The sequence below is a fragment of the Bradyrhizobium tropiciagri genome (assembly GCF_001189845.1).
GTDB classification, from domain to species: domain Bacteria; phylum Pseudomonadota; class Alphaproteobacteria; order Rhizobiales; family Xanthobacteraceae; genus Bradyrhizobium; species Bradyrhizobium tropiciagri.
This window is the reverse complement of sequence record NZ_LFLZ01000099.1, coordinates 1-13,965: the sequence shown is the minus strand read 5'-3', so window position 1 is coordinate 13,965 and position 13,965 is coordinate 1. Positions and strand designations below refer to the sequence as shown.

Here is a 13,965-nt window from a genome sequence, read left to right as displayed (position 1 = left end):
GCGTTTCAGACAAAAACCCATTCGATTTTTCTGGCCAAATCGCTGTGATCACAGCTCGAGCCGCGGCATCGGCCGCGCTTCGGCCGAACTGCTAGCACAAGCTAGGCGCCAAGGTCGTGATCTCGAGCCGCAATGCAAACGCCTGCCAGGAGTTTGCGGAAGGCGTCTGCGAAGCGGGCGGCGACGCGCATGCTATCCCTCGCCACATCGCCCGCCGCAACGAAGGTCGAAGCGCTGATCGCAGGTGCGACAAAGCAATACGGCAAAGTCGACGTCCTTGGCTGAAGCCGCAGTCAATCCCTGCTATGGTACCCTCCGCTTCGTCGCATCGGGGAGCCGCATGAGATCGCGGGAGTCGTGGCCTATCTCGCATCGGATGCATCGCCGTTTGTGACCGGGCAGACGGCCGTTGTGGACGGTGGGATCACAACGCCGGCGGTATAATCCGGGTTTATAACTGCGGTCCAGTAGGAGGAAGCAGGTTACCCTGAGACTCATCGGACGGGTAAAATCGGCCTAAATCGCCGGGCGAGCGCCTGCCCCACCCCGGTGTCGTCATGCTAGGTCTAGACGAGAAGCGACGCGATCGGAGCTGAAATAGAGTAGGAAACAGTGTCGCATGGAGAATCTGCGTCGCGATCGGCCCTTTTTTGCGGGAATTATGCGCCTAGCTGGCGCTATTGTTGCCACGCAAGGAAACGAGCGGAAGGAGAGGAACCGCAATGGGAACAGCAGCTGCAGCTTTAGTGGCGCCGGCAGCAACCGAAGAATTTGATGGGGTCCGCGCGAAAGTTGCCTTCGTGCGACGTACGCCTGAAGAAGGGCCGGGCTATCCAGGTCCCGAACGATTCGGTTCTCCGACCGTCGTCGATCATGACGTTGACATCCGCAATGCTCGCCCGATCGTCAAGACATTCAGCTTGGATCGCGAAGGCTTCACTCTGGTCAAGCACAAATCGGCCACCGTAAACGAGCGAGACCCGAAACTTACTGCCGACGAATATGTCGCGGAAATGAATGCGCTCGTGAAGCGCTATTTCAACGCGTCATGGGTTACAAATTTCCGGCACGGAACCGCTGCCCCCCCTGCTCAGGTCCGGTCCCCGGAGGCTGCGAACGGAAATCAACCGACGTCGCGCCTCAGCCATATCGACTACGCGGCAGTTTCCGCGCCTGCGGTGGCTGCGATTTCCGACTACGAACAGGGAATTAAGCTGCGCCCCTACTCGCGCATGATGCTTATTCAAACTTGGCGCGCCGTGTCGCCGGGTCCGCAAGACTATCCGCTGACGCTCTGCGATGGGTCATCTGTTGCAGATGAGGACGTCGTCACCGCGACGTTCGGCAGAGATGATATCACCGCGAAGCTCTGGCTCGCGCATTATAACCCGCTTCAGCGGTGGTATTACTTCCCGGATATGGACAAGGATGAATTCATCTTGTTCAAGGGGTATGATACCGAAGCAAAATTTAATCCGAAGGCATTTCACACCGCGTTCGACAACCGGATTGCGCACCCGGATGCGAAGCCGCGGCTGAGCATTGAGTCCCGACACCTGGCATATTTCGAGTGATCGTCGGCCAGCAATGTAACGTATCTCAACGAGCGTTTGGCGTTTACGATGCGCCAGACGCTCACGAGAGCTCTTTTAAGCGGGCTTGGCCGCCGAGAAAATCCGCAGACGCATGAAAGAAGTGCGGCGAGTTGATACATGTACTTGCGCTTACAATCGTGAATCTCCGAATTCTTCGATTTTAAGTCTCCGCCTCGGCCTCAATCAGCAGTTCTAATAGGCGGTGGTCCGCGTTCGAACAGATCAAAATCACCCCCTCGTTATGTCTACCTTCCACCTTGGCTGATTGGCATCTGTGGCAATGTCCCGTGCGATGGGGATCAGCAGCGCGCGTCTCGCTGGCGCAGTGATTCTTCGTGGGCGTCATCAGCGGGGAAAAGGTCCTTACCAGCGGGGAGACGCACGTTTTCCTTCCGCACGGAGCCGAAGGGGCGCTCCAGCATGCGACGAATTCGCACCGGTTCTGGGCCGATGTGGAAAACGGCAAGTTGCTGATCCAGCGCCAGGTCCGACTGGGTCCAGCGATGGCGTTGACGCAAATAATCGAGCCAGGTCGGACAGTGATAGCGTTCGGTCCATAGTTCGGGATCGGCCATGTCGCGCGCGATGGACCAGCCATAGGCGCCGTTGCGTTGGCGCGATAGCTGCACGTCCTGCATTAAACTATGGAATACTCGCGCATTCTCCTGCGCGACACGATACTCGATCTCGAGTACCACAGGCCCGCTACGCTCGGTGAGCTCAAGCCGCACTTCGGGATCCTTCGGTGCGTCAATCTCTTCCCCGCGCGCGCCGGTGGGGGGCATCCGCAACCAGAGCCCCATGAGAGGCGAAGCCAACATCAGCATGGCGGAGATAAGCAGCGTGATCTCTACGCCGACGACATCAGTAAGCCGACCCCAAGCCCAACTGGCAATGGCCACCCCACCAGAGTAGGAGGCTTGATAGGCCGCTAGAGACCGGCCGGCGACCCAGCGTGGCGCCGACAATTGCATACCGATATTAAACATCGTAAATGTCATCGTCCATACCGCGCCGGCCAAGACTAACGCAATTGCCGTTAGAGCTGGATTACGGCTCAGTGCCACCGCTGCAATTACGCCGCTCATGGAAAGCGTGCATGCTCGCACAGCTGCTTCGCCAGTCATCCGCGTGCGCACCCAGCCAACACAAACTGCGCCTATGATCGCCCCGACGCCGAACGCGCCGAGCATGATGCCGTAGGACTGTGGGCCTCCATGCAAGAGATCGCGCGCGACTAGCGGCATTAAGGCTAAAATCGACGAGCCGATCGCGCCAATTGTCATCGAACGGGTTAGCACGATCTTCATCGATGGCGAATTGCCGATGTAACGTACGCCTGCAATAATGGCACGTCTTAGTTGTTCGCGCGGTAGTCGCAATGGCTCGGCCACACGCGTCCACAAGCACAGAGCCACCATCACCGGCAGATAGAGCAGTGCATTGGCTCCAAAGGCCGCGACTGTGCCCGCGCTAGCAACCACAAGACCACCGACTGCTGGCCCGCAACTGCGGGCGAAGTTGTAACTAATCCCATCGAGCGCAACTGCTGCTGGCAGTGCTTCTGCCGGCACCTGCTCACTCGCAGAGGAAAGCCAAGATGGCCACATCAATGCCATACCGCTGCCGACCACAAAGCACAGAAAAAGTAGAAGATTGGGTGTGATGCAGCCCAACCAGTCGACTGCAGTGAGCGCTGTCGCACCGCAAAGCGCGATTGTGAGCGCAACAAGCATTACGATCCGCCGGTCGTACATGTCCGCAATGGCGCCGGCCGGAATGGAGAACACCATTACTGGGAGGGTCAAGGCCGTCTGCACCAGAGCGACCTTGTCTGCCGACGAGGTCATCTGCGTCATTGCCCAGGCTGCACCAACACCCTGCATCAAGATACCGAGATAAGACAGGAGGCTAGCAATCCAGATGCGCTGGAAGTCCGGAAATTTAAGTGGGGCTACGATGCCGTCGACACCGAAAGTCTTTGGGGTGGATCGATCGGTCATATCAGCTTTCGGCTCCGCCGCGACAATCTGGATGCTCGCGCGATCCGTGCTGATATCGCAGAAGCAATCGCTCGGGGGGGTGCACTCTTTCAACGTATTCCAGTGTTAACAAGGCGGTACAGTTCTTATTAACGTCGTGAGATATCTCTGAAGTACCGTACCTACTTGTTCGCGTGCGAGAAGTCGTATTTCGCACAAGGAGAGTGAAGGGCCGGGTCATGGGGCAGCCGACCTGTCCCGTTGTCGATCCGGTCGACAGGTTTGGCATCGGTGCGGCGACTTCCAATCTCTGGGTAGGGTTGTCCCCGGTCGGCCCGGCGCAATCGGCGTCCCGATCGCGAAATTGCTGTCAATCAGGCAAGAGCTGAATATGGCTCTGACGTTGCATGAGCCGAGTTCGCCGCTCAGTCCAAACCGAGCTTCGCGTGGTGTCGGGAAGGTGCGTAAGGTACGCAAGTAACCGAGACCCGGATAGCGATGGATCTGAATCTCGCTCGGAAACCGCAAGACGCTCTCCTCGGCTCAACCATTGACGAAAATGCACAGTAGAGAAGCCTTTGTGCGAATTATTCGCGTTTTTGTGCGACTCGCTGAAGAAAAAGCGCGCAAACACCCTCGCCTTGCAGCGTAGCGTTGAGGCGTTATCTATGACCGAACGAAGTCCCAATATGGATGGCAGACTGGGATGGCGCGGTTTGGATGACCATTAACGATCCTGTGCGTTCCATGTGCTCGATTGCCATAGGAAGACGCAACTCATTGTTCGGCGGTAGCGAAGGCGGTGCTGAGAGCTGCGGCTGAAGAGAGGGGATCCCACGGACAGTTCGTCGAGCTATACGCGGCGCTTCTCGCCAAGGACGAGCGCGCTGGCCACGGCACGTGGCGATGTCTGAACTTGGTCGGCGGTCTCTTCAGCCGAATCAAAAGATGCGGCCTGAAGCCAACTGATCTCGATGAGCATGTGGCCGAACGGTACGTTAAATACCGAGCGGGGAAGCAGTGCATCCGGCAATTGTATTGCTGTCGACATCGACGCGGCCGTCGTGGCGAACCACAGAGTCAAGCGGAACGTGTTTGGTTAGCAAAGTCCCGAATTGACACCCGTTCTTCTTTTGCCGAAAAACGGCGAACTCCGCAACCTTCACGTCGAAAGTATGCATTTGCTGCCGAAAACGGGCGAATATTGCATCGAGTTTCGGTGACAATCGCTGACTGATCAAGCGAGGCAAGCCAGCAGCTGCAGCCTTCATCGGTCACGCAAACTCGTCGTGGCTTTGTTCTGTATCGCAGGGCGCTTCGCGACAGCGACTATTCCTTGGTGTCGTTCTCGCCCCATCTGTGAGCGCGCCTTCGACCAAAGACTTGCAGCCTTGAAGGAAGCCGACTGCCAATGCCGATCGACCGCCGCCTCTTCTTGTCCTCGATGCCTTTGGTGCTCTCCGGCTGCGTCTCTAACGGCCGGACGCCGGCTGCCCTGGTCGCAACTCCCGCGATCTCTCCGTTCTACGCCAGTATGTACGCGTCTCTGAACGATGACAGGTTTCCCGTGCCGGCGATCGACCTCAGCGAGGTCGACACTCGTCTCTTGCGACGCGAAGTTGACTATCGAGGTGCTGAACCCGCCGGAACGATCGTCGTCGATCCGGCCCATCACTACGTCTATCTTGTTCTCGGAAATGGCAGCGCTATCCGCTACGGCGTAGGTGTCGGCAAGGCTGGTCTTGAATTCTCCGGAACCGCGGTCGTTCAATACAAACGTGAGTGGCCGCATTGGACCCCTACGCCCGACATGATTCGGCGCGATCCCGATCGTTACGCGAAATGGGCGGGAGGCATGGACGGTGGCCCGGACAATCCTCTCGGAGCGCGTGCGCTCTATCTGTTCAAGGACGGCCGCGATACATCCTATCGCCTACACGGAACAACGGAGTCATGGTCCATCGGCAAATCGATGTCGAGCGGCTGTATCCGTTTTCTGAACCAGGACATCATCGACCTGTACAGCCGCGTGTTGGTCGGCTCCCGGGTCGTAGTCCTGTCCGGGCGATCCGCTTGACGCCACCCCAAGCTGAGGTTCATCACCGTCGCCGTCCACAACGAGAGAGCTTAGCGGCTGTTACGACAAGTTCGCTCTCTAAGCAGTCGACTCAAGGGATTCATGCGAAAGCTTGATCGGCTATTGCTGCTCAAGCACATTTGCGGGCTGTCCGATGAGGGGGCGCGAGCGCTGGTCCACGACCCGTATTTCCGGTTCTTCACTGGTGAAGAGTTCTTCCAGCACGCTTTCCCACACGAGCGCTCGGACCTGAGCCAATGGCGCAAGTGGCTCGGCGGCAAGCTGGAGTTGCTGCTGGCCGCGAGCTTGGGGGCGGCGCACGAGGCCGGCGCGTTCCATAGCCAGAACCTCAAGCGGATGACAGTCGACACCACGGTGCAGCCGAAGGCCATCACCTTTCCGATGCCAAGCTTTTGCATGCGGCCATCAAGGGGCTCAACCGCCTGGCAATTGGCGTCAGGCTGCGGCAATCCTATTATCGCGTGGCCAAGGCCGCAACGATGATGGCTTCTTGCTACGCCCATGCCAAACAGTTCAGGCGGCATCAGCGACAGCTGCGTATCCTGCGCAGCTGGCTCCGCCGGATCATCCGCGACATTCGCCGTAAGATCGAGGGCCAGCCCAGCACTGGAGGAGACGTTCGTCCTCCAGCTTCGCCGAGCCAACCAGATTCGCTCGCAGCAGCGGCTGGAAGCTCTATTCCCTCCATGCCCCGGAGGGTGCAGTGCATCGGCAAGGCCGCCCCGCCCCTACGAGTTCGGAGTGAAGGCCTCCATCGTCGCCAACAATCGCCTGGTTCCGGCGGCTTGTTCCTGCTGTGGTGAACGACGATATGGATCGCCCGGTCTCTTTTGGCGAACAAATGCAAGCATCGCGTGGCCTTACGGTACGCGGTGGCGTTTGCCAAGCTCCGGTGTCAGGCCCTGCGTAACACACGCCAGAAGCCGCGAGACGCCGGGAATGTGGTAACAGAGGATAATGGGCAATCGGTCAGAGACTGGGATTGGAAGAATCAACGCGAACGAGCACGCGTCGCCGAATTGCATCCAATTCGCGTTTTCATAAAGGGCCTGCGACGTGTCGAAGTCGCATCACGAGCCCGGATATACGGCACCCCCAACCACATGCTCCGTATCAATCAAAGTTAGATATTGCTTGCATTTCTCAGGGCGTTTACACGCGCCCACATAACCTTGCGCATTTGAATTCAGGGTGCCGCGTCGTCGTTGTGATCACGGTTTGTGATGAGCGCGGGGCATTGCCATCATGGAGCTTGAGCGCAACAGCGAAGGAATCAGGTCGTGGGGATTGAAGGGGCGAGACGCGAGACGAGCTCGTGGAAGACGGCTTCGACGTCAGGTTCGTACTGATCCGGTTGGGTTCGAATGAGGTTGATGACTTTGCGAACGCAGTCTGCGGCCTTTTGATTGTCGCCTCTGGCTCGTAGACCATGCCGAGGCAGTACCGGCCGTCGACGGGGAATCGTCCGATGAGATCGCGGGTGGCCTGCTCGGCCTGGTCGAGTTGCCGGCGTGGATGAGGTCGACGGCGGCGTTGGACGCCCTCGTGAGTTCGTTGTCGGTGTCGTAGGCGGCGGCTGGCGGCGACTCTCCCGTGGAGGTGGTTTTTCTGCGCTGGCAGAGACGGAGCGGCGAGCGCTCGCCCGGCCGCTTCGCCGCCCTCTTTACCGCGCATGGGCAGCGACATGTCTTGTCCGAGTTCAGCCGTTTGTTTCGCCGCTCTTCGATCAGAGAGCGGAGGGAAAGCCGGGCGCCGATATGCATCCATGGGCCCCGAGCAGAAGGGTAGAAAGCTCGGGGTAGGACCCGAATGGCGAGGGATGGAAACCTAGCGCAGCGTCATGCCACGCGGGGCTTCCATTCGCCCGGCGATACATTGCCTCATCCGTGACGAACAAATCGTGCAGCCGCCCCGGTCCCGACAGACCCTCGTCGAGTGCGGTGTCCGGCCGCTTAAAGGCAGCGGCGCTTGTACTTCTTGCCGGTGCCACACGGACAAGGATTATTGCGTCCGATCTTGGTGCCATGTCCCACGTTCGACAGGAAGGACGCGTCTCTTTCTTGTACCGAGCGCCGCTGGCGGATGCCTGATTTCATGATCTTCGCCTCGCGTTCGATCGTGACCTTGCGACGGCGGCGCGGACGGCGGGATGCTCGCGCTCCGGCGGGGTGCTGAACTCGGCGCGGTTCCGGCGCAAGCCGCGCAGCCTGCGGCCGGGCTCGGCGAGGAGCACGCTCAGCGGTTCAGCTTCTGCAGCGCGGTGGATCGGTGCCGCAACCGCAAGACGCCGCCGTCGTTCCGCTTCCTCGGCGGCAAGGCCTGGCTCGGTGCCGTGGTGGTGCTGGTTGCGGCGATGCGGCAGAAGGCGGCGGCAACCCGGGAGCTGACGGAGCTTTTCCGGGTGAGTCGGCGGACCATCGAGCGCTGGGGTGGTGGTGCTGCGTCTTCACCGCGAGTCCATTCTGGAAGACGGCCGCAGCCGCCTTCATGCCGCCGGTCGATCCTGGAGGGCTGCCAGCGGCGTTGCTTGAGCGTTTTGCCGGAGATGCCGTGACGCGGCTAGTCGCGCTGGTGCGCTCCTGCCGATCAAAGGAGGCGCGATGATGCACGCTGCATGACGGACCTCGCTGGCGCGCAGAGCATGCCCTTCGCCGGCCGGCGGAACTTCGTCCTACGGTCGCGGCTCCTGGCATTTGGGAGCGCCGCTGTGTCGCAGCGACGCGGTCCAGGGGCCCACGAGCAGTGGGCGCATTTTCGCTTTTCGGTGATCGGTCAGCTGCTGGCGGCGCGGCCGGGCCAGGGTACGCTACGGCAGGAGCTCGATAAGCTCGCCGCGCGCATGACGAACCCGGTCAGCGGCGAGCCGGTCCGCTTCGGCGTTTCCCCCACGCGCGCGGCGAATGGAGGAAGACGCCGATCTTGTTCGGCGTGTTCGACGACCGCTCGCGGCTCGCCCGTCACCTGCAATGGTACTTGGCGGAGAACGCCGAGAATGTGGTGCGCGGCTTGACGCAGGCGTTCGAGAAGCGCGGCCTGCCGCCTCGCTGAGCGGCAACGGCCCCGCCATGACGGCAGCCGAGATCACCGAAGGTCCGGTGCGGCTCTACATCGTGCATCAGATGACGCTGCCGTACAGCCCCTACCAGAACGCCAAGCAGGAAGTGTTCTGGAGGTCGATCTCGCCATGGTGGGGAACTGCCGGATTTGACGCTGGCCCTGCTCAACGAGGCGACCTGAGCCTAGCCCGAGCGCGCGTACAATCGCAAGCGCCATTCCGAGCTACCCGAAGCGCCGGTCGCGCACTTCCTCGCCGGCCCCGAAGTGAAGCGGCCGCGTCCGGACAGCGCGGCATTGCGGGCCCGGCACCGGGCAGCGGACCCAGCGCAAGAGCGACGGCACGTGATTGCCGGCCCCCGCCTCGAGGTGCCGAACCGCTACCGCCACCCGTGCGACGCCGAGGAGCGCTTCGCCAGCTGGGACCTCACGACGGTTCACTTGGTCGATGAGCACACCGGCACCGTGCCGTGCTGGTTCTATCCCCATGAAAAGACCAGGAACGCCAGCGGCCTGCGCCGTCCGCTCGACCAGGCGACGGCAGAGCCCGTCATCGCCACGCCGACAGCGGCACGGCTCCCATGCTCGCCAGACTGATCGAGCGAGAGGCCTTGACCCGCCTGCCGCCGCCGTATCTCCCCCAAGGACGAAGGAGACGATACCTGAACAAGAAGCTGCTCGCGCCCTATGACCTCAAGTGGAACCCGTTCGCGCCCGGCGTGCCGGTCGAGGCGCTGCGGGTCACGCCGCACATCGAGTCGTTCTGCGAGCGGGTCGAGCAACTCGCCGGCGAAAGGCGGCTTCGCGCTCGTCATCGGCGCTCCCGGTTCCGGCGAGTCGGTGACGCTACGCATTCTCGCTGAGCGGCTCGCAGCGCAACGACCTCGAGGTCGGCGCGATCAGCTGTCCTCCCCAGACCGGCCTCGCCGACTTCTATGCGAGATGGGCGACCTGTTCGGCGTCACCTTGCATCCGGGTAACCGCTGGGGCGGTGGCAAGGTGCTGCGCGAGCGCTGGCAGACCCACATCGACGCCGCGTTCTCGCGCGCCGTGCTCATCGTCGACGGGGCGCAGGGGATGGTGCCGGTCGTGCTCTCCGAGCTGCGCCTGCTCGCCTCCGCACGGCTCGATTCTCATATACGGCTCACGGTCGCGGCCGGCACGACGTGCCTGCGTCCCTTGTCGGTGCCGCGCTTCGGGCGCGTTCTGCTCTACGCTGCCGAGGACGTGTTGCACGTCGTACGTCAACGGCTCGAGGGGATACGCGCCGCTGCCGGCCTTGGGCTCGCCGATCTCGACGTCAATGTAATCACCGCACCGACCGTGCGGCTCGATCTTGCCGCCGATCGCCAGACGCTCGACGAGACCGTCGCCAAGCTCGCGCCGCGCCTGGTCGATCCCTTCGTGCGCCTGCATCGTATCGACGAGAACGCCTCAGACGAGGTGGCGCCACTGCTCATTTACCTGCGAACTGCAGCGCCGTTGCCGTGGTCGTCGTGCACCACGCCAAGAAGAGTGCCCGCCGCGTTCGCGCCGGCCAAGCCCTGCGCGGCTCATCCGAGTTCCACGCTGGGGCGACTCTGATCTCTACCTGCGTCGCACGGCGAGGATCTCACCTGATCGTCGAGGACCGCCCCACACCCACTATGCCGCCGTCATGCTCGAACTCGCGCAACGCGCCAGCGCTTTGGCGCTCGAGGTCGTCGATCGACGCACGCCGCAGGTACCGCCGTCGAGCTCCGTCGACGAGCGCATCGAAACAGCAATGGCCGATCTCGACCGTCCGCTGCCGTTTCCGAGCTGCGCACATGCTGCCGCGTCCGCACGGCAACCCTCTACGAGCGCTTGGCAGCGTTGACTGCCGCAGGGAGCTTCATCCCGTCGTCGACGTGTATGTCTCGCCCCACGCCACAATCAAGCCGGCAAAGCGGCAACGATTAGACTCAGACCACGCCGGAGTCGCGCTGCCGGCTTCCGCTTTCCGCAGGCTCTGCAGCGCGCCGGAAGCGCTATGGGAAGGCCCACAAAAATCCTTCCTTGCAGCTTCCGAACGTCGCCCAATCGACCAGCGCCAATCAATGCGCCGGTCCCATCCTTCTGTTCGATCGGCACCATCCTTCCGTCCCGACCTGCGCGCATCCCGTGCGGTCGCGCACAGCGACCGTCAAGGATGGCCCGCCGTCGGGCTACCGCGTCAGCGGCGCACAGCGTCCTTGACGGTCGTGAGCACGACGCATGCTCGGTCGCGTCGAGAAACCGATCCCCGCACGCCAAAGGAACCGTCAAAAAGCCGGGCACCCGAGTCCCGCAAAAAGCGTGAACGCGCTTACACACACGCGCCAATGGTTCTAGGCATGGCGTCATTGAAGTCGGCGTCGCAAATTTGTCGTGGCATGGGTGGGACAGAGGCGGCGATTACGTATCTTGGCGCCAGTGTAGGCGTGTAGGCGCCGATGCCATCGGTACGCCGTCATTTCGGCGAAGCGGGTTGCCAGACGCCGAGCGCGGCGAGCCAAAGTTTAACTCCACGATTGCCAACCGCGACAAAATGATGGTGCTGGAATCCCTCTGATGTGAAGGTTTTTCGCACAAATACCGCTGATTATGGGATGTATTTGAAGAAATCCGGCGCGATGCGTCTGATAACCAATGGCTGCCCTCTGCGTGAGTGCAAAAGAAGGCGGTAGGAACGTTCATGAACCGGCTTGTCTCAAAAATCTCGCGCCGTTCCTTCCTTGTGGGGGCGATGGGCGTGCTCGCGGCGCCAATGGTGAGTCGGCGGGCCGCGGCCGGCTCTGGTACGGTGACGATGGTTGGGTGGGGTGGGGCTTATCAAGAGGCCGTGCAGCGGGCCGTGGTAGCTCCCTTCACCAAGGAGACGGGGATCAGCGTTAACGTCGCCCCCGGCCCTGTCCTCGCGAAGGTCAAGGCCATGCTGCTCACGGGCAACATCGAATGGGATCTTTATACTGACACCGGCGCGGTACTGGCTTCTGGATCCAAGCAAGGTTTCTGGGAAAAGTTGGATTCCTCGATCCTCGAGATGAAGGACCTAGCGGTGCCGCCGACGAGCGATTACGCTATCAACGAGATTTCGGCCGTGGGTATCACGTGGGATCCAAAGAGGTGCGGCTCAGGCAGGCATCCAGTGAACTTCGCCGAATTCTTCGATTTAAAGAAGTTCGCGGGACGTCATGCAATGAGACCGTTTCCCGACGGGACGCTGGAGATAGCGCTCCTTGCTGATGGAGTGGCCCCGAAGGATATGTATCCTCTTGACGTGGACCGGGCGTTCAAGGCGCTCGACCGGATAAAGCCGAGTGTTGTATGGCCGGCTACCACCCCTCAATCGGTCTCCCTTGTGCAGGCCGGCGAGGTCGATTTTGGTATGACCTACGTGGCTCGCGCCAAAACAACAAATGGCCCGGGCGGCGGTGTGCCGTTGGCGTTTTCATTCGAGCAAAACGTCTTCGCCACCAGTGGCTACGCCGTGGTCAAGGGGGCGCCGAACAAAGAGAACGCGATGACGCTTATTGCGTACATGTTGCGTCCAGAAGTCCAGGCGCGGCTTGAAGATCAAGCGGGTAATACTCCGACATCAAAGCAGGCGACGTCGATGCTGTCTACCGAGGCTCGCAATTGGCAGCCGGATTTGAGTAATCCCAACAGCGTCATGATCAATAGCCAGTACTGGGCAGACAACATGGAGGGGGCGGCCCGTCGCTTCAAGGAATGGATTATGGCCTGATCGGTCCTTAAGCTTCTGACGTCACCGAGCCACTCCACACGCGCCAAAATGCCTTGTCGTCGGCTCAATGCTCTAGCTGCTCTTGAAGATGGCTCCACCATGCGCGCACAAACCATATTTATGTCTCCAGCCACGTCAATGGCGGCTGCAATTGTGCTCCCGCCCCTTTTGTACGTGTTCTATACGAGCGTCAGCGGCCCAACCGGCTGGTTGACTTCCTACAGCGAGATTGTAACGAGTGGACTATTCGCACGGACGTTGAGTACGACATTGGTCGTTGCTATTTCGTCGTCCATCGTGAGCTTGTTCTTGGCGTACATTGTCGCCTTGCACCTTGCTCGTCAGCCGGGACGGCGAAGAGCTGTGCTGATTGTGCTTGTGCTTCTTCCGTTCTGGACGAGCGTTTTGGTCAAATGCTTCGCGTTCACGATCATTTTGGGGCGCGACGGGATTATCAACAGTACCCTTGGTTGGATCTTCAACACAAAAATCGAACTGCCGCTTCTGTTCAATCGAATTGGGCTCCTCATCGGCATGACAAACTTTCTAGTTCCCCTTATCGTCCTCCCCGTTCTAGCTAGCCTACTTGCTATCGATGGGGCCATCTACCGCGCCGCCTCTATCATGGGAGCCAGGCCCGCGCGCATATTCTGGACTGTTACAGTTCCCATGAGTCTGCCGGGTGTATTCGCCGGATTGCTTAGTGCTTTCGTGTTGGCTTTGGGGGCCTTCGTTGTTCCGGCTCTGCTGGGTAGTTCGCAGGATCAAATGCTGTCGAGTCTCGTGGATTTTTATAACAGGCAAGTACTGGACTGGCCTAAGGCCGCGGCCATCAGTGTAATGCTCTTCTGTATGGCTGTCGGCTCGGCCGCTCCTCTGGCGCTTTGGCGCCGACACAAAGTATAGGAGGGGCTCGTGTCCGACATCATTTATGACTCAAATGCGCGTCGCTATCGTGCTTTGGGTACCGGATTGGCCGTAATCATCTATGCGTTTCTCTTGGCGCCGCTCGCGGTGATTGTGCCGATGGCATTTGGACCAATAAATGCGTTGACGTTTCCACCGACGAGTTACTCCCTCGACCTGTTCAGGATATTCTTTAATTCTTCGGATTGGCTGAATTCGTTGTTTGTGAGTATGGAAGTCGCAATGGGGGCCACGGTACTGGCGATGTTCGCCGGAGTACCAGCAGGTTACTGGCTCGCGCGTCACGAGTTCGTCGGAAAAGGCGTCATCGCTAGCATAATCATGAGCCCGCTTGTCGTCCCGACCATCGTTACCGCGCTGGGGCTCTATCTCTATTTTTCCTACCTCAAGATCAACGCGACAACTCTATCGCTTGTTCTTGGCCACGTCATGGTGACATTGCCTTACGTCGTTGCCATGATCATAGCAGGCGTTCACAAACTCGACCGCAATCTTGAATTCGGCGCAGAGCTGTTGGGGGCCGGACCGACCCGGATGTTTCTTACCGTAGTCATTCCCCAG

General features: G+C 60.3%; 13 protein-coding genes and 2 pseudogenes. 13 read left to right on the top strand and 2 right to left on the bottom strand.

What is annotated here, in order from left to right; genetic code table 11:
* Positions 1–38: 38 nt before the first annotated feature.
* Together AKN84_RS49695 and AKN84_RS40635 are read left to right on the top strand one after the other, a co-directional pair.
* Positions 39–444 (top strand): annotated as a pseudogene (locus tag AKN84_RS49695) (SDR family oxidoreductase).
* Positions 445–722: 278 nt separating this feature from the next.
* Positions 723–1,574, top strand: a complete 852-nt coding sequence (locus tag AKN84_RS40635) for a CmcJ/NvfI family oxidoreductase (protein WP_128971608.1) — start codon at positions 723–725, stop codon at positions 1,572–1,574.
* 320 nt (positions 1,575–1,894) lie between these two features.
* Here the strand turns inward: AKN84_RS40635 and AKN84_RS40630 are convergent, their stop codons facing one another.
* Positions 1,895–3,598: an MFS transporter gene (locus AKN84_RS40630; RefSeq protein WP_050425982.1), complete on the bottom strand. Its 1,704-nt coding sequence runs from the start codon at positions 3,596–3,598 to the stop codon at positions 1,895–1,897.
* Between the two features lie 1,390 nt (positions 3,599–4,988).
* Between AKN84_RS40630 and AKN84_RS40620 the strand changes: the two genes are divergently transcribed.
* Entirely contained in the window at positions 4,989–5,654 is a 666-nt protein-coding gene (locus tag AKN84_RS40620; RefSeq protein ID WP_050425974.1) for a L,D-transpeptidase, read from the top strand.
* 120 nt (positions 5,655–5,774) lie between these two features.
* Positions 5,775–6,455 (top strand): annotated as a pseudogene (locus AKN84_RS40615) (transposase family protein); the annotation flags it as partial.
* A 1,172-nt stretch (positions 6,456–7,627) separates the two neighbouring features.
* On the opposite strand, the gene AKN84_RS50910 reads toward AKN84_RS40615, so the two are convergent.
* Positions 7,628–7,771 carry an SEC-C metal-binding domain-containing protein gene (locus AKN84_RS50910; RefSeq protein WP_128971606.1) on the bottom strand — a complete coding sequence of 48 codons (144 nt, stop codon included), beginning with the start codon at positions 7,769–7,771 and terminating at the stop codon, positions 7,628–7,630.
* A 53-nt stretch (positions 7,772–7,824) separates the two neighbouring features.
* Here AKN84_RS50910 and AKN84_RS40610 point away from each other — a divergent pair, with 53 nt between their 5' ends.
* From AKN84_RS40610 to AKN84_RS40570, 9 genes are all read left to right on the top strand, one after another.
* Positions 7,825–8,229, top strand: coding sequence for a hypothetical protein (locus AKN84_RS40610; RefSeq protein WP_050425973.1), 405 nt, complete (start codon positions 7,825–7,827; stop codon positions 8,227–8,229).
* Positions 8,230–8,594: 365 nt separating this feature from the next.
* Positions 8,595–8,723: a hypothetical protein gene (locus tag AKN84_RS50180; RefSeq protein WP_283805583.1), complete on the top strand. Its 129-nt coding sequence runs from the start codon at positions 8,595–8,597 to the stop codon at positions 8,721–8,723.
* Between the two features lie 351 nt (positions 8,724–9,074).
* Entirely contained in the window at positions 9,075–9,326 is a 252-nt protein-coding gene (locus AKN84_RS40605; RefSeq protein ID WP_128971605.1) for a hypothetical protein, read from the top strand.
* Entirely contained in the window at positions 9,311–9,592 is a 282-nt protein-coding gene (locus AKN84_RS49690) for a hypothetical protein (RefSeq protein ID WP_050425971.1), read from the top strand. Before AKN84_RS40605 ends, AKN84_RS49690 begins: the two co-directional genes overlap by 16 nt.
* The gene (locus AKN84_RS40595) at positions 9,570–10,313 is read left to right on the top strand and encodes an AAA family ATPase (RefSeq protein ID WP_244485749.1); all 744 of its coding nucleotides are present in this window, start codon (positions 9,570–9,572) and stop codon (positions 10,311–10,313) included. The genes AKN84_RS49690 and AKN84_RS40595 overlap by 23 nt, the downstream gene beginning before the upstream one ends.
* A 73-nt stretch (positions 10,314–10,386) precedes the next feature.
* Positions 10,387–10,587: a hypothetical protein gene (locus tag AKN84_RS40590; RefSeq protein ID WP_050425969.1), complete on the top strand. Its 201-nt coding sequence runs from the start codon at positions 10,387–10,389 to the stop codon at positions 10,585–10,587.
* A gap of 837 nt (positions 10,588–11,424) precedes the next feature.
* Positions 11,425–12,477: an ABC transporter substrate-binding protein gene (locus AKN84_RS40580; RefSeq protein ID WP_128971603.1), complete on the top strand. Its 1,053-nt coding sequence runs from the start codon at positions 11,425–11,427 to the stop codon at positions 12,475–12,477.
* A gap of 309 nt (positions 12,478–12,786) precedes the next feature.
* Complete coding sequence (locus tag AKN84_RS40575; protein WP_157863395.1) at positions 12,787–13,383, top strand: ABC transporter permease; 597 nt, start codon at positions 12,787–12,789, stop codon at positions 13,381–13,383.
* Positions 13,384–13,392: 9 nt separating this feature from the next.
* The coding region (locus AKN84_RS40570; RefSeq protein WP_128971601.1) for an ABC transporter permease at positions 13,393–13,965 on the top strand (573 nt) is incomplete at its 3' end.